Origin of the sequence: Oryzobacter faecalis, assembly GCF_046764005.1 — a bacterium.
In the GTDB taxonomy this organism is placed as follows: Bacteria; Actinomycetota; Actinomycetes; order Actinomycetales; family Dermatophilaceae; genus Oryzobacter; species Oryzobacter faecalis.
Window position 1 is genome coordinate 280,212 of record NZ_JBKOFW010000003.1, and the last position, 14,782, is coordinate 294,993.

Sequence of the window (14,782 nt, forward strand, 5' to 3'; positions counted from 1 at the left end):
TGGGACCCGCACTCGTTCCGCCCACGCGAAGCGTGGGACCCGGCCCCGATACTTCGCGGGGACCCCGACCCTTCACATGGGAGTGATCTCTGATGCGCGTCATGGCCCAGATGGCGATGGTGATGAACCTCGACAAGTGCATCGGGTGCCACACGTGTTCGGTGACCTGCAAGCAGGCCTGGACCAACCGCGCCGGTACCGAGTACGTCTGGTTCAACAATGTGGAGACCCGTCCGGGCCTCGGCTACCCCCGCGGCTATGAGGACCAGGAGGAGTGGCTCGGCGGCTGGGTGGTGAAGAACGGTCGGCTCTCGCTGCGGGCCGGTGGCCGGCTCAAGAAGCTCCTGACGATCTTCAGCAACCCGAAGATGCCCTCGATCCAGGACTACTACGAGCCCTGGACCTACGACTACGAGACCCTCCTCGAGGCGCCGGCCCAGAAGAACTTCCCGGTCGCCCGCCCGCACTCGCTGCTGTCCGGCAAGCCGGTGAACATCAGCTGGAGCGCCAACTGGGACGATGACCTCGGCGGGTCACGCGAGCACGCCGTCAAGGACCCAATGCTCAAGGGCATCGAGGACAAGGTCCGCATGGAGTTCGAGAAGACCTTCATGTTCTACCTGCCGCGCATCTGCGAGCACTGCCTCAACCCGTCGTGCGCGGCGTCGTGCCCGAGCGGGGCCATCTACAAGCGCAGCGAGGACGGCATCGTCCTCGTCGACCAGGACCGCTGCCGGGGCTGGCGCATGTGCATCACCGGCTGCCCCTACAAGAAGGTCTACTTCAACCACAAGACCGGCAAGGCCGAGAAGTGCACCTTCTGCTACCCGCGCATCGAGGTCGGCATCCCGACGGTGTGCTCCGAGACGTGCGTGGGCCGGCTGCGCTACATCGGGCTCGTGCTCTACGACGCGGACAAGGTGCTCGAGGCGGCGACGGTCGAGGACGAGCACGCCCTCTACGAGGCGCAGCTCGGCTGCTTCCTCGACCCCGAGGACCCCGAGGTGCGTCGTGCGGGCGAGGCCGCGGGCATCCCGGCCGACTGGGTCGACGCCGCCCGACGCAGCCCCGTGAAGCGGCTCATCATGGACTACAAGGTCGCCCTCCCACTCCACCCGGAGTACCGGACCATGCCGATGGTCTGGTACATCCCGCCGCTGTCCCCGGTCGTCGACGCCATCCGCGACTCCGGCCACGACGCCGAGGCGCACGACAACCTCTTCGGGGCGATCGACACCCTGCGCATCCCGGTCGAGTACCTGGCCAACCTCTTCACGGCGGGGGACACCGCGCCCGTGGAGCGGGTGCTGAGGACCCTCGCCGCGATGCGCTCGTACATGCGAGACATCAACCTCGGGCGCGACCCCCGCGACGAGATCCCGGCGTCGGTCGGGATGGAGGGCGAGGCGATGTACGAGATGTTCCGCCTCCTCGCCCTCGCCAAGTACTCCGAGCGCTACGTCATCCCGCCCGCGCACGCCGAGCAAGCGCACTCGCTCGAGGAGCTCGCCACTGACTGCGCGGTGTCCGAGTACGGCGGTGGTCAGCAGGACCTCTTCGGTGAGGGGTCGGGCGTCCCCACGCCCGTGGCGGTCGAGAACTTCCACATGCTCCAGGAACGCCAGACGAGTGACGAGCTCGTGGGCGGGGGGAGCAAGAGGGGTCGGGTCAACCTGCTCAACTGGGACGGTCGTGGCCTCCCCGACGGGATGTTCCCCGACGACGAGCGCACGAGCACCGCCGACGGCGCGGCCGGCGCCGACCGGACGGAGGCAGGACGATGAGGTGGCTCCGGCACCGGGACGCCGCTCCGACCGTCGACGACGCGGCACTCGCCGCGACGTGGCAGGTCGTCTCCCTCCTCCTCGACTATCCGGACACCGTTCTCCTCGAGCGGATCCCGATGCTGCGTGAGGTGGTGGCCGCCCTCGCTTCCGCTCAGCGCGACCCGCTCCTGGAGTACCTCGACGGCGTGGCTCCGGAGACCCTCGGCGACCTCCAGCGCGAGTACGTCGACACGTTCGACGTCACCCGCCGCTGCTCTTTGCACCTCACCTACGTGACACACGGTGACACCCGGCGCCGTGGCGTCGCACTCGTCGAGTTCAAGCAGGCCTTCCGCCGCGCGGGCGCGGTCCTCGACACCGACGTCGAGCTGCCCGACCACCTCTGCGTCGTCCTCGAGCTCGGCGCGCTCCACGACCGCGACACCGCCTGGGACCTGCTGACCCGCCACCGCGTCGCCATCGAGGTGCTGCGCGCCGGTCTGGTCCGCCGCCGGTCGCCCTGGTCGCCCGTGCTCGAAGCCCTACGGTCCACGCTTCCGACGCTCGAGGGCGACGACGAGGCCGCGCTGCTGAAGCTGCTCGCGCAGGGACCACCCCAGGAGGACGTCGGTCTCGACTCCTACGCGCTCGACCCGCGCATCAACCCCCGACCCGAGCCGGTCGACACGACCGCCCTGCTTGGCCCGACCATTCCGGTAGGAGCCCCCCGATGACGACGTTCCTGTGGGTGATCGTCCCCTACGTCTGCCTGGCCGTGTTCGTCGTCGGGCACGTGTGGCGCTACCGCTACGACAAGTTCGGGTGGACGACCCGCTCGAGCCAGCTCTACGAGGACCGCCTGCTCCGCATCGGCAGCCCGTTGTTCCACTTCGGCATGCTCGGGGTCGTCGGTGGTCACGTCATGGGTCTGGTCTTGCCGCAGTCGGTCACCGACGCGGTCGGGCTCGACCGGCACACGTACCACGTCATCGCGCTCGTCGGCGGTATCCCGGCAGGCGTCGCCGCCGTTGCCGGACTCGCCATCCTCGTCTACCGACGTCGCACGAACGGGCCGGTGTTCAGCGCCACGACCCGCAACGACAAGGTGATGTACCTCGTCCTCGGAGCGGTAATCGTCCTCGGGATCTGGAACACGATCGCGGGCAGCCTGTTCCAGTTCGGCGGCGAGTACAACTACCGCGAGGGTGTCTCACCGTGGTTCCGCAGCATCTTCGCCCTCCAGCCGCAGCCCGAGCTCATGGCGACGGCGCCCATCGGGTTCCAGGCCCACGCGTTGCTCGCGTTCCTGCTCTTTGCGATGTGGCCCTTCACCCGGCTGGTCCACGTGTTCTCGGCCCCACTGGGCTACATCACACGGCCCTACCTCGTGTACCGCTCCCGGGACGAACGCCCCGGCCGCGGCACGGGGAACCGGGCGCCGCAACGCGGATGGGACAAGCCGCAGCTCCAGAAGAAGTAACCCGAACCGACTCCGGAAGGACCTCAGCCATGACCGACCTCGTCGCCGCTGAGCACCAGTGGCACGACTGGATCGCCGACGCCTGCCGGGCCGTCGACGTCGACCCCTCGGCGGTGGACGTCACGGGCATCCACGGCCTGACCAAGGAGATCGCCCACGGTTTCGCCCGGCCAATGGCCCCAGTCGGCTCCTACATCCTCGGCCTGGCGATCGGCGCGCGGACGGCCGCCGGCCGGGACGTCGATGCCGAGGCGCTCACGGACGCGATCCGGAGCACCTTCCCGGCCGAGGGATAGACCCGCCGCGGCAAGGCCTCTCACTCGTGCGTTGCGAGGTGCCTGGACCATCGGTTCGGGATCAGGACGGGACGATACGGGCCCCGCCACCTGGCGTGTCAGCCGAAGAGGCATGTCGAGCATCAGCGCCAGTCGGCTTCACAGGGCCACTCCGATGACCTGCGATGAGGCTGCCAGGACACGTCGTGTCATGACGTTCCAATCGCACGCGGGCCCGCGTGTCGCACCGCCATCGCCATTTGTGCAGGTCAGAGAGCTAGTGACTGTTTCGGGTCGGCCTTGTAAACAGGGGGTTGGGGGTTCGAGTCCCCCCGCCAGCTCCATCGCCCTGTGTGCCTTCGCCTGATGCTGGACATGTCGTCTTGGGCTGGTGGGTGACAGTGTTCCTGCTGATGCTCGACCGTTCCTTCGGCTGATCCTTGACGCTCTCTTCATGGGGGAGATGAGCGTGGCTGAGCAGCGGTACAAGGCGGTTCTGGCGGTCATCAGCGATGGCCGTACGGTGACCGAGGTCGCGGCGTCGTGGCAGGTGTCCCGGCAGGCGTTGCACACGTGGCTGGCCCGGTACGGCGCGCTCGAAGCCCAGTCGGAGAGACGACATCAATGAGGGCGGGTGGGTCAGGTTCGCCGCGCCTGTTCCCGCGTCTCTGCTCGGTGCACCGCAGGCCGTGGAAGGGCTCCCCACCACGATGGGGTGCTTCCCCGCCGACGCTTGAGGGCGGAGCACCCGATCTGGTGCTCAGACGACGAAGCGGTGGCCGACGGCAGTGCAACATGCACATGCCAGTGGACAATATGGGCGGTATGCCCATTGCCGCGGCCCGACCGTGACCCTAACTTTGCCGTGCCCCCAACCCACCCGGAAGGAACCCAGGCATGGCACACGCAGACGACTTCGCACTCTCCCGAGTGGCGCCCCCCGCGCAGCGCCACTGGTTCGGCATCGCCGTCCAGCGGTTCGGTCAGGTCAGTGCACTCTCGCAGTTCCTGCTCGGCGCCACGCTCGGCTTCAGCATGACCTTCGGCGAGGCGGTCCTCGCCTTCCTCTTCGGGTCGATCATCCTCGAGGTGATCATGTGCGTCGTCGGCATCATCGGCCAACGCGAGGGGCTCAACACGGCCCTCCTGGCGCGGTGGACCGGGTTCGGCGAGGTCGGCGCGTCCCTCGTCGGCCTCGCCATCGGCATCAGCCTCATCGGCTGGTTCGGCATCCAGTCGGCCATCTCCGCCGACTCCCTCGAGGCCCTCATGCCGGGCGTCCTGCCGGTCTGGGCTTGGTGCCTCATCTTCGGCCTCATCGTCACCGGGATCGTCGCGGTCGGGTTCGGCGGGATGCAGTGGCTCGCCAACATCACCGTGCCGCTCTTCCTCGTCCTCGTCGGCTGGTCGATCCTCTCCGAACTGACCCGCCACTCCATCGGTGAGCTGCTCACCTCCCCACCGCCCGGCCCCGCGATGTCGGTCGGGCAGGGCACGGCCATCGTCGCGGGCGGTCTCATCGTCGGCGCGATCATCACTGCCGACATGACCCGCTTCAACCGCTCGGGTGCGGACGTCGTGAAGCAGACGGTCGTCGGGGTGACCCTGGGGGAGTTCGTCATCGGCCTGGCCGGTGTGCTCCTCGCCCACGCCGCGGGCACCGGCAACATCGTCGCGATCGTCACCTCTTCGGTCGGCCTCGTCGGACTGCTCATCGTCCTGACCGGGACGTTGAAGATCAACGACTGGAACCTCTACTCGTCCTCCCTCGGCCTGGTGAACTTCGTGTCGACAGCATTCGGCCGCGACCTGCACCGCGTCACGACGACCATCGTCCTCGGCGTCGTCGGCTCGGTCCTCGCTGCCGCTGGCATCCTCGGCCACTTCACCGACTTCCTCATCCTGCTCGGCGTCGCCTTCCCGCCGATCGCGGGGATCATGATCGCGGAGTACTTCATCGTCAAGCAGTGGCGTGGCGAGCTCGACCGGACCCGACTCGAGGGGGCTCTGCCCGCCACGGCGCCGCGCATCGTCCCCGCGACGCTCGTGGTGTGGGTCGTCTCGTCGGCCGTCGGGTACTTCGTGACGTGGGGCATCCCGAGCATCACCTCGCTGGTGCTGTCGGTCGTCCTCTATGTCGTCGCCGGGAAGCTGGGCCTCGTCCGCGGGATCGGCCGGGCCGACACGCGGGACGCCGCGCCCGTCGCCGACTCCGTGCCCGTCCACTGACGACCCGCCCACGACCTCAGGGAGAGCCATGCACATCGGAATCGACGTCGGCGGGACGAACACGGACGCCGTCCTCATGGACGGCACCCAGGTTCTCGCCGCGGTCAAGGAGTCCACGAGCGAGGACGTGACGAGCGGCATCGTCACCGCCGTCGAGCAGCTGCGCAGCCAGCACCCCTTCGAGGGCGCGAGCATCGACGCGGTGATGATCGGGACCACCCACTTCATCAACGGGCTCGTCGAGGCCCGACGCCTAGCCCCCACCGCAGCCCTCCGCCTCGGGCTGCCCGCCACCCGGGCCCTCCCGCCCCTCGTCGACTGGCCGGCCGGCCTGCGCGAGGCCATCTCGGGCCGCTCCTACCTCGCCCACGGCGGGTACGAGTTCGACGGTCGCCCGATCTCGCCGATCGACCACGACGAGCTCAGGCGGCACGCCGCAGACATGGCCGCGCACGGCATCCGCTCGGTCGCCATCTCCTCGGTGTTCAGCCCCGTCAACCACGACCTCGAAATCGAGGCGGCGGAGGTGGTAGCGAGCGAGCTCGGCCCCGACGTCGCCATCTCCCTGTCCCACGAGATCGGCCGGATCGGCCTCCTGGAGCGCGAGAACGCGACGATCATCAACGCCGCGCTGCGGGAGATGGCCGTCTCGATCGTCGACGGCCTCACCGCCGCCGTCCGCGCCCACGGCATCGACGCGCCGATCTTCCTCAGCCAGAACGACGGCACCCTCATGGACGAGGACTTCGTCCGGCGCTACCCGGTCGCCACGTTCGCGTCCGGCCCGACCAACTCGATGCGCGGCGCAGCGGCGACGAGCGGCTTCGAGTCCTGCGCGGTGGTCGACATCGGGGGCACCACCTCGGACGTCGGCCTCCTCGTCAACGGCTTCCCGCGGGAGACGACGACCGAGGTGAAGGTCGCCGGCATCCGCACCAACTTCCGGATGCCCGACGTCCTCTCGATCGGGATCGGCGGTGGCAGCCACGTCGACCTCCCCGCCGCCGACGTCGGTCCCCACTCGGTCGGCTACAAGCTGACCGCCGAGGCGCTCGTCTTCGGCGGGAGCCAGCTGACCGCGACGGACCTCGCGGTCGCCGCCGGCCGGGCCGACATCGGTGACGCCTCCCTCGTCGCCCACCTCGACCGCGCCATGGTCGCTCGCGCCCTCGACCGCGTGGCCGAACGCATCGCCGAGGCCGTGGACCGCATGCGGACCTCCGCCGAGCCCATCCCCGTCGTGGCCGTCGGCGGCGGCTCGATCCTGCTGCCGGACGAGATCCCCATCTTCGGCGAGGTCCACCGGCCCGAGAACTACGCCGTCGCGAACGCCATCGGAGCATCCATCGCCCAGGTCGGGGGCGAGATCGACAAGGTGCTCGCGGTCGACCCCGGCCGCCGCGACGCCATCCTCGACGAGGTCCGCCAGGAGGCCGTCGACAAGGCGATCGCCGCCGGCGCCAGCCCGTCGAGCGTCACGATCGTCGACTTCGACCAGGTCCCGATCCCGTACCTGCCCGGCAACGCCACGCGGGTCCGGGTCAAGGCCGTCGGCGACCTCCACATGGGGGCCTGACCATGGCCTGGACACTCGAGGCCGACCACGTCGCCGACCTCGCCCGCGGCGCGGCCGTGCTCGGCACCGGGGGCGGCGGCGACCCCCACATCGGGGCCCTCCTCGCGACCCAGGCGCTCGCGACCCACGGGCCGGTCACCGTGGTCGGCGTCGACGAGGTGCCCGACGACGCCCGTGTCGTCATGGTGGCGATGATGGGTGCGCCGACCGTCATGGTCGAGAAGCTGCCCTCGCTGGAGGAGGTCGTGACCCCGGTACGCGCGGTCGAGCCGTTCCTCGACGGCCCGGTCACCCACATCGCCTGCGCCGAGGTCGGGGGCGTCAACTCGACCATCCCGATCGCGGCGGCCGCCGCCCTCGGCCTCCCCCTCGTCGACTGCGACGCGATGGGCCGCGCCTTCCCCGAGCTCCAGATGGTCCTGCCCACCCTCTCCGGGGCCTCGGCGACGCCGCTGGCCTTCGCGGACGACAAGGGCAACTCCGGCGTCCTCACCACGGTGGACAACCACTGGGCGGAGCGGATCGCGCGCGTCGCCTGCGTCGAGATGGGCTGCTCGTTCATGATCTCGCTCTTCCCCCAGAGCGGCGCGCGGCTGCGCGAGACGATGGTGGCGGGCTCGCTCTCGCAGGCGGCCGCCGTGGGCCGTTCGATCACCGCCGCACGCGCCGCCAAGGAGGACCCGGTGGCCCGCGTCGTCGAGGAGCTGCGCGGACGCGAGCTGTTCGCCGGCAAGGTCGTGGACGTCGAGCGGGCGACCACGACCGGCTTCGCGCGCGGTCGTGCCCGGGTCGAGGGCGACGCCGGCACGCTCCGGCTGTCGTTCCAGAACGAGCACCTGCTCGCCGAGCTCGGCGACGAGGTCCTCGCGACGACCCCCGACCTCATCATGGTGCTCGAGCACGACTCGGGTGAGCCGATCACGACCGAGGGGCTCCGGTACGGGCAGCGCGTCCGCGTCATCGCCGCCCCCTCCGACGAGCGGTGGCACACGAGGGAGGCCCTGGCCATGGTCGGTCCGCGCTACTTCGGGTACGACCTCGAGCCACACCGCTTCGACGGAGCCCTGGAGGTGGCCTCGTGAGCTGGCAGATCACCAGGGAGGACCTGACCGACCTCGCGCGTGGCGCCACCCTGCTCGGGACCGGAGGAGGTGGGGACCCCTACATCGGGATGATGCTCGTCGACCGCGTCCTCGGTGACGGCGCCATCACCATCCTGGACCCGGACGAGATCGCGGACGACCTGTTCGTCATCCCGACCGCGCAGATGGGCGCCCCCACCGTCATGATCGAGAAGATCCCCGCGGGAACCGAACCCACGCTCGCGCTGCGCATCCTCGAGGAGCACCTCGGCCGCACCGCCGACGCGACGATGCCGATCGAGTGCGGAGGCATCAACTCGATGATCCCGCTCATCGTCGCCGCCGAGACCGGCCTGCCGGTCGTCGACGCCGACGGGATGGGCCGGGCCTTCCCTGAGCTGTCGATGGAGACCTTCGCCGTCTACGGCGTCCACGGGTCACCCCTGGCCCTCGCGGGCGAGCGGGGCGAGCGGGTCATCATCGACACCGGTGACGACGACCGCCAGATGGAGTGGCTCGCGCGTGCCGTGACGATCCGTCTCGGCGGCGTCGGGCACATCGCCGAGTACGCGATGACGGGCGCCGACGTGCGTCGCACGGCCGTGCCGCGCACCATCTCGATGGCCCTGGCTCTCGGTCGCGCGATCCGCCGGGCCCGCGAGGAGAAGCGCTCGCCGTTCGATGCCATCCGCGACACGCTGGCGACGACGATGTACACGCACGTGCGCACCCTGTTCACCGGCAAGGTCGTCGACGTCGACCGGCGCACCACCGATGGCTTCGCCAAGGGCGTCGCGCGTATCGCCCCGGCCGACGGCAGCGACGACGAGCTCGAGATCCGGTTCCAGAACGAGAACCTCATCGCGCTGCGGAACGGCGAGACGGTCGCGATCGTCCCGGACCTCATCTGCGTCGTCGACAGCGAGTCGGCCGAGCCCATCACCACCGAGGGGCTGCGGTACGGACAACGGGTCCGCGTGCTGGGCATCTCCACCCCGGACATGATGCGGACCCCGGCCGCGCTCTCGACCTTCGGGCCCGAGGCGTTCGGGCTCGCCGAGGAGTTCGTCCCGGTCGAGATCCTCAACTCCGACCATGCGGTGGCCGCGCCCTAGGCTGGTGCGGTGCCGCTGCTCCTGCACGCCGACGACCTGCCGGCGCTCGCCCGCGGGTTCGCGCTGCTCGGCTCGGGAGGGGGCGGGTCGCCGGAGGTCGCGCGCCTCGTCCTGGATCGAACGGCTGACTGGCCGATCGAGGTGCACGGCGTCGACGAGCTCGACCCCGATAGCCCGTGCGTCGCCGTGGCCTACGTCGGCTCGACGCTCCTCCTCGAGGAGCGGCTGCCGGACGAGGCGCCGTTCGCCCCGGCGATCGCCGCGGTCGAGCGGTGGCTCGGCGTCCACGGCTCCGTCGTGTGCTCCGTGGAGGGGGCCGGGCTGAACGGGCTGGCACCGCTCCAGCTCGCCGGGGAACGGCCCATCGTCGATGCCGACGGCATGGGTCGCGCCTTCCCCGACCTCGACCAGATCTCGCTCGTCGTCGACGACCTTCCCGACCTGGTCGCCGCGGTTCCCACGGGGGCCGGTGGCGTGGCCCTCGTCCACGCCTCCCGCCCCGAGGACCTCGAACGCGTCCTGCGCACCGCGACCTTGTGCAACGGGGGATGGGCGGGGCTCGCCGTCGGCGGGTTCCGTGTCGGTGACCTCCTCGAGCACGCCGTACCCCGGGGGCTCCAGCGCGCCCTCGCCCTCGGCCGGTCGCACCTCCAGGCCCACCAGCGGTCGCCGGCCGCGCTGGCCTCGGCGCTCGGCGGCACCCTGCTCGGGGTGGGACGGATCGTCGCGGGCGGACCCGAGCACGCCGCCGAGGACGTGCTGGTGCACGAGCTCCGGACCGAGGCCGGGGACGTGCTCCGCCTCGTGGCGCGCTCGGAGTTCATCGCCGTCGTGCGCAACGGTGTCGTCGTGGCCTCGAGCCCGACGATCATCGTCGTGCTGGACTCCGTGAGCCGCAGCCCGCTCGAGGTCGACGAGCTGGCACCGGGCAAGGACGTCGTCGTCCTCGAGCTGCCGGCACCGGCCTGGTGGGCGGCGGACCCCCGCCGGCTGGCGCGGGCCCGGCCCGCCCGTTGGGGCCTCGAGGGCCTGGAGGCCGGGTGAACCGTCGGTGAGCGCGGCACTGACCCTCGAGGCGCTGCTGGAGCACCCCGACACCGGCGGCCTGAGGCTGCTCGCCGGGAGCCGGGCCGTCGAGACCGCCTGGGCGAGCGTCGCCGTCGAGGTCGGCGAGGAGGACCTGCCGGAGTCGGTCGATGACGGGCTGGCCGTCCTCGTCGCCCCCGCCCCCTCCGCGTCCTGGCAGGTCGACGCCCTGCTGCGCCGGGTCCACGACCGCGGGTTCACCGGCATCGCCCTCACCGGACCCCCGGTCGGCGAGGGCAGCACGGTGCTCGCCGCTCGCCTCGGCATCGTCGTCCTCCACGTGGAACACCCCACCCGCCTGGCCCGGGCGTGCTGGCAGCTCCACGAGGCGCGCGACGCCCTCACCCTCGCCACGGTCCGCAGGATCGCCAGATCCATCGAGTACCAGGCGCACGACCTCGGCGACCTCCTGCATCACGTCGTCGCCGGCGTGGGCCGGGGCATCGCGCTCGTCGACCGTGACGGCGTGCTGCAGGCCGCCGGCGAGCCGATGCCTGCCTCCCTCCTGGAACGGGTCGACTTCGACCGCTGGCTCGACGTCGCGGAGAGCGCAGACGGGGTCGCTGCCTCGGTTCCCGTCCAGAGCCGCACGCGCCAAGGACTTCGGATCGCCCTGTTCGGGCCGGACGCCGGTGTGGCGCACCGCAACGCGCTGGCCACCGCGGTCGAGGTGCTCATGCCCATCGTCGCCGCCCGGCTCCTCGTCGACGAGGTCGAGTCGGTCAGCGACGTGTCCCGCGCCTCGGGCCTTCTCGGGGACTTCCTCGAGAGCCGCGGCGACACCAACCCCGAGGTGGAGCAGCGGATGCTGGCGCACGGCTGGCGGACCACCGGATACCACCTCGGGTTCCGCATGGTCGGTCGCGGCCGGGTCGATCCCCTCGAGCTGCTCCGGTTCGTGACGTCACGGCTGGCACCGCTCCCGGTCGACTCGCACGTGACGACCCGAGGAGTGGGCGTCATCGGTTGGTTGACCCTGCCCCGGGCCCCCAGCCCGGCCCTGGTCGCGCAACGAACCCGTGATCTCCACTCCGTGCACACGGCGACGCTCGAGACCTTCCCGGTGGCCACGGGGGTCGGTTCGCTCCGAGCGGGACCGGTCGGGCTGGCCGCCACCCTCGGCGAGGCGCGCGACGCCGCCCGGCTCGCGGCCGACCGGGCCCGTACCGGCTGGTTCGTCCCCATCGACAGCCTCGGCCTCGAGCAGCTGCTGCTCTCCTGGACGAGCAGCGACACCTTCGCCCCCGCGGCCGAGTCACTGCTCGCCCCCCTCACCGAGGCGGACCGCGAGACCCTCGCCGTCTACCTCGACGAGGAGTCCACGGTCATCGCCACGGCGCACCGCCTCGGGCTGCACCGCAACACCGTGAGCGCCCGCATCCAAAGGATCGAGACCATGCTGGGCGCCGACCTCCTGGACCCGCAGACGCGCCTCGCCCTCCAGCTGGCCTGCCGGGTCCTCCGCTGACCCGGTCGCTCGCATCGAACTCGAAGGGGAACTCCCGGCTCACCGGCGGCGCAGCCTCGATGCCCGGTCGAGGAGCCCGGCCACACCGCGCTGCTGCTCGCCGAGGCAGGCATCGAGGACGAGCAGGCCGGCGGTCGCCGTGGGGGTGGCCCACTGCAGGACCTGCAGCCGGGAGAAGAGCTCGCGGGCTCGGTGCCGGGCGGCCTCGTCACCGGTTGTCGGCGAGGATCGCGACGCCGCTCAGCACGTGCAGCCCGATCCCGACTCCCTGGACCGGACCCCAGCGGCGCCATCCCTCCTCCGCGATTCGGGACCGTTCGCGCGCGTCATCGCCCTCGCGTGACGCGGGGTTGAGTCCCACGGCCCCCATGAGGGAGCCGCCAACCAGGGCGGCGTTCGTCAGCACGTGAGTGGCGCGAACGGTCGTGCTCCAGACCGTCATGGGAAACCTTCGGGTTGTGGCGAGCCGTGTCCAGCCGGTCCGGCAGACGACGGTGCCTCGGGTTGTCGATGAAGCCTCTACCCGCCGTCGTCCAGCTCGTCGCGCAACGGCGGCAGAGCTTTGCCTTCGGGCTCAAGCAGACCGCGCCGATGGTCGTGACGATGGCCAGCGGTCTCGCTGTCCCGCTCGTGTGCTCCAGACCCACGCGAACGCGACCGTCCTCCTGGATGCCGCGGCTGCGAGCGAGCTGTCGACGCCCTCCTGGCCTCAGGAACGCGCGCGTGCCTCCGTGATCTGGTCGTAGCCGGGGATCCGCTCGGCCAGGGGGTTGCCGGTGAAGTTGCCGACCCACCCGTCCTCGTCGTGGAAGAAGCGGATGGCGGTGAAGTCGGGCTCGGTCCCCATGTCGAACCAGTGGGTCGTGTTGGCGGGGACGCTCAACAGGTCACCGGCCTCGCACAGCACGGCGTAGACCTTGCCCTGCGTGTGCAGGTAGAAGATGCCGCTGCCGGAGACGAAGAACCGCACCTCGTCGTCGTCGTGGGTGTGCTCGGAGAGGAACTTGTTCCTGGCCGCGGTCTTCAGCTCCTCCCACCCCGGGTCCTCGGTGGGGTGCAGCTGGACGACGTCGACGAGCACGTACCCCTCGGCCTCGATGACGCGGGCGACGTCCTCGCGGTAGCGGTCGAGGATGGCCTGCTGGTCACCGCCGGCGGCGAACTCCTCGGCCACCTCCCAGCGCTCGAAGCGCACGTCGATCTCCTTGAGCGCGACCGCGATGTCCTCGGTCTCCTCGGACTCGAGGACCTTCTCGGGGGCGTCGCCATCGGTGTACACGGTGAGCAGGGTCACGGGGTCCTCCTGGGTCGTCGGTCGGTCGGGTGGTTCACGCGGTCTGCACCTGGAACGACAGCAGCCACTCGAGCGATTCCGTCCGGTGACGGGCCTGGACCAGGTCCTTCCCCCACACGTAGAGGCCGTGGTCGGCCACGACCACGCCGGGCGTGGCGGGGTCGTAGGCGTCGTCGAACCGGTCGGCCAGCTCGGACATGTCCTGGCTGTTGGCGATGACGGGGACGAGGAGGTCGTCGTCGGCCGCACGGCCGAGGGCCTTCTGCATCTCCAGTCCCTGCACACGCACGCCACGTGGCCAGCGGCGGCCGGCGACGACGGCTGCCAGCGCATGGACGTGCACGACCGCGCCCGCGCCCGTCGCCGCGGCGATGTGGGCGTGGAGCGCGGCCTCGGCGGACGGCTTCCGCGGGGCCAGGCCCTCGACGGGGACCGGGAGGCCGGCGCCGTCCACGACCACGACGGACTCGGGCGTCAGCTCGGCCTTGTCCAGACCGCTCGCGGTGACCGTGACGCGCAGCGGGTCCGCGGCGACGACCTCGGAGAGGTTGCCCGAGGTCGCACGCATCCAGCCGTGGGCCGCGAGGAGCCGAGCGGTGTCGGCCATCCGCGCGCCCGCGGCCAGGGCCGCGTCGCGGTCGACCGTCATGACGCGCCCCGGTCCAGGGTCACGGGGAGGAGGATGACGTCGGCGAAGGACGCCACGACGGGGTGGGAACCGAAGTCGGCGTCCTCCTGCGGCTCGCCGCTGCGCGCGACGCCGACGGTGACCCAGCCCGCCTCCGCCGCGGCGTCGAGCTCCGCGGGGACGTCCGAGAGGAAGACGAGGCCCGCGGGGACGCCGAGTGCGTCGGCGATCCGCCGGTACGACGCCGCCTCCCGCTTGGGACCGGCGTTCGCGGTGTCGAAGTAGTCCTCCACCAGGTCGGACAGGTCGCCGACGTCGGTGTGCCGGAACCAGGGCCGCTGGCTCGCGACCGATCCCGACGAGAAGCACGCCAGCCGGACGCCGGACTCGTGCCAGGCGCGCAGCGCCGGTGCGACGTCGTCGAAGAAGGGCGCGACCAGGTCGCCGGCCGCGAACCCCTCGGCCCAGATCTGCCCCTGCAGGGTCTTCAGCGGGGTCGCCTTGACGTCGGAGTCCATCCACCCGTGCAGGACACGGACCAGGTCCTCGACCGGGGTGTCGTCCGGCAGGCCGGCCTCGCGTCGCACGTCCGCGACGGCGCGGCGGACGACCGGGTCGTCGCCGTGGTCCCTGATCCACGGACCGAGCCGCGGCCGGGCGTGGTCGTAGAGTGTCCCGAGCACGGCGGACGTGGGGCTGACGGTGCCCTCGATGTCGAGGACGACGCACCCTGCCGTCACCTCGACGGGCTCGGCTTCGGACGGGGTCATGTCTCCTCCGGGG

14 protein-coding genes and 1 pseudogene are annotated in these 14,782 nt (G+C 71.1%); 11 read left to right on the forward strand and 4 right to left on the reverse strand.

The genetic code is table 11. The features are described from left to right. Positions 1-92: 92 nt before the first annotated feature. The 11 genes and pseudogenes from narH (at position 93) to ACK8HX_RS08070 (ending at position 12,077) form a co-directional block, all read left to right on the forward strand. A complete protein-coding gene (narH, locus tag ACK8HX_RS08020; RefSeq protein ID WP_411940154.1) occupies positions 93-1,784 on the forward strand; it encodes a nitrate reductase subunit beta in 1,692 nt (563 codons plus the stop codon). Next, entirely contained in the window at positions 1,781-2,500 is a 720-nt protein-coding gene (gene narJ / locus ACK8HX_RS08025) for a nitrate reductase molybdenum cofactor assembly chaperone (RefSeq protein ID WP_411940155.1), read from the forward strand. Before narH ends, narJ begins: the two co-directional genes overlap by 4 nt. Continuing rightward, positions 2,497-3,246 carry a respiratory nitrate reductase subunit gamma gene (gene narI / locus ACK8HX_RS08030; RefSeq protein ID WP_411940156.1) on the forward strand — a complete coding sequence of 250 codons (750 nt, stop codon included), beginning with the start codon at positions 2,497-2,499 and terminating at the stop codon, positions 3,244-3,246. The genes narJ and narI overlap by 4 nt, the downstream gene beginning before the upstream one ends. 29 nt (positions 3,247-3,275) lie before the next feature. Further along, positions 3,276-3,542 (forward strand): DUF6457 domain-containing protein, encoded by a 267-nt coding sequence (locus tag ACK8HX_RS08035; protein ID WP_411940157.1) that lies wholly within the window; start codon positions 3,276-3,278, stop codon positions 3,540-3,542. 433 nt (positions 3,543-3,975) lie between these two features. Continuing rightward, positions 3,976-4,146, forward strand: a pseudogene (locus ACK8HX_RS08040) (helix-turn-helix domain-containing protein); the annotation flags it as partial. A gap of 272 nt (positions 4,147-4,418) precedes the next feature. Next, entirely contained in the window at positions 4,419-5,750 is a 1,332-nt protein-coding gene (locus tag ACK8HX_RS08045; protein WP_411940158.1) for a purine-cytosine permease family protein, read from the forward strand. 28 nt (positions 5,751-5,778) lie between these two features. Continuing rightward, complete coding sequence (locus tag ACK8HX_RS08050) at positions 5,779-7,326, forward strand: hydantoinase/oxoprolinase N-terminal domain-containing protein (protein ID WP_411940159.1); 1,548 nt, start codon at positions 5,779-5,781, stop codon at positions 7,324-7,326. 2 nt (positions 7,327-7,328) lie between these two features. Further along, positions 7,329-8,408: a DUF917 domain-containing protein gene (locus ACK8HX_RS08055; protein ID WP_411940160.1), complete on the forward strand. Its 1,080-nt coding sequence runs from the start codon at positions 7,329-7,331 to the stop codon at positions 8,406-8,408. Then, positions 8,405-9,523 carry a DUF917 domain-containing protein gene (locus ACK8HX_RS08060; protein WP_411940161.1) on the forward strand — a complete coding sequence of 373 codons (1,119 nt, stop codon included), beginning with the start codon at positions 8,405-8,407 and terminating at the stop codon, positions 9,521-9,523. Before ACK8HX_RS08055 ends, ACK8HX_RS08060 begins: the two co-directional genes overlap by 4 nt. Before the next feature lie 9 nt (positions 9,524-9,532). Then, the gene (locus ACK8HX_RS08065; protein WP_411940162.1) at positions 9,533-10,567 is read left to right on the forward strand and encodes a DUF917 domain-containing protein; all 1,035 of its coding nucleotides are present in this window, start codon (positions 9,533-9,535) and stop codon (positions 10,565-10,567) included. Positions 10,568-10,574: 7 nt separating this feature from the next. After that, a complete protein-coding gene (locus ACK8HX_RS08070) occupies positions 10,575-12,077 on the forward strand; it encodes a PucR family transcriptional regulator (RefSeq protein WP_411940163.1) in 1,503 nt (500 codons plus the stop codon). A 208-nt stretch (positions 12,078-12,285) separates the two neighbouring features. Here ACK8HX_RS08070 and ACK8HX_RS08075 read toward each other — a convergent pair whose 3' ends face one another. From ACK8HX_RS08075 to mtnC, 4 genes are all read right to left on the reverse strand, one after another. Continuing rightward, on the reverse strand, positions 12,286-12,519 hold the full coding sequence (locus tag ACK8HX_RS08075; protein WP_411940164.1) for a hypothetical protein: 234 nt from the start codon (positions 12,517-12,519) through the stop codon (positions 12,286-12,288). Positions 12,520-12,786: 267 nt separating this feature from the next. Continuing rightward, positions 12,787-13,371, reverse strand: coding sequence for a 1,2-dihydroxy-3-keto-5-methylthiopentene dioxygenase (locus ACK8HX_RS08080; protein ID WP_411940165.1), 585 nt, complete (start codon positions 13,369-13,371; stop codon positions 12,787-12,789). Positions 13,372-13,405: 34 nt separating this feature from the next. Next, entirely contained in the window at positions 13,406-14,020 is a 615-nt protein-coding gene (gene mtnB, locus ACK8HX_RS08085; protein WP_411940166.1) for a methylthioribulose 1-phosphate dehydratase, read from the reverse strand. Next, complete coding sequence (gene mtnC, locus ACK8HX_RS08090; RefSeq protein ID WP_411940167.1) at positions 14,017-14,769, reverse strand: acireductone synthase; 753 nt, start codon at positions 14,767-14,769, stop codon at positions 14,017-14,019. Before mtnC ends, mtnB begins: the two co-directional genes overlap by 4 nt. Positions 14,770-14,782 lie beyond the last annotated feature (13 nt).

Excerpts from the sequence above, each read along its gene's own strand:
- mtnB (WP_411940166.1), bottom strand. The coding sequence starts at position 14,020 with ATGACGGTCGACCGCGACGCGGCCCTGGCCGCGGGCGCGCGGATGGCC.
- ACK8HX_RS08055 (WP_411940160.1), top strand. The coding sequence starts at position 7,329 with ATGGCCTGGACACTCGAGGCCGACCACGTCGCCGACCTCGCCCGCGGC.
- ACK8HX_RS08075 (WP_411940164.1), bottom strand. The coding sequence starts at position 12,519 with ATGACGGTCTGGAGCACGACCGTTCGCGCCACTCACGTGCTGACGAAC.
- mtnC (WP_411940167.1), bottom strand. The coding sequence starts at position 14,769 with ATGACCCCGTCCGAAGCCGAGCCCGTCGAGGTGACGGCAGGGTGCGTC.
- narI (WP_411940156.1), top strand. The coding sequence starts at position 2,497 with ATGACGACGTTCCTGTGGGTGATCGTCCCCTACGTCTGCCTGGCCGTG.
- narJ (WP_411940155.1), top strand. The coding sequence starts at position 1,781 with ATGAGGTGGCTCCGGCACCGGGACGCCGCTCCGACCGTCGACGACGCG.
- ACK8HX_RS08045 (WP_411940158.1), top strand. The coding sequence starts at position 4,419 with ATGGCACACGCAGACGACTTCGCACTCTCCCGAGTGGCGCCCCCCGCG.
- narH (WP_411940154.1), top strand. The coding sequence starts at position 93 with ATGCGCGTCATGGCCCAGATGGCGATGGTGATGAACCTCGACAAGTGC.
- ACK8HX_RS08050 (WP_411940159.1), top strand. The coding sequence starts at position 5,779 with ATGCACATCGGAATCGACGTCGGCGGGACGAACACGGACGCCGTCCTC.
- ACK8HX_RS08035 (WP_411940157.1), top strand. The coding sequence starts at position 3,276 with ATGACCGACCTCGTCGCCGCTGAGCACCAGTGGCACGACTGGATCGCC.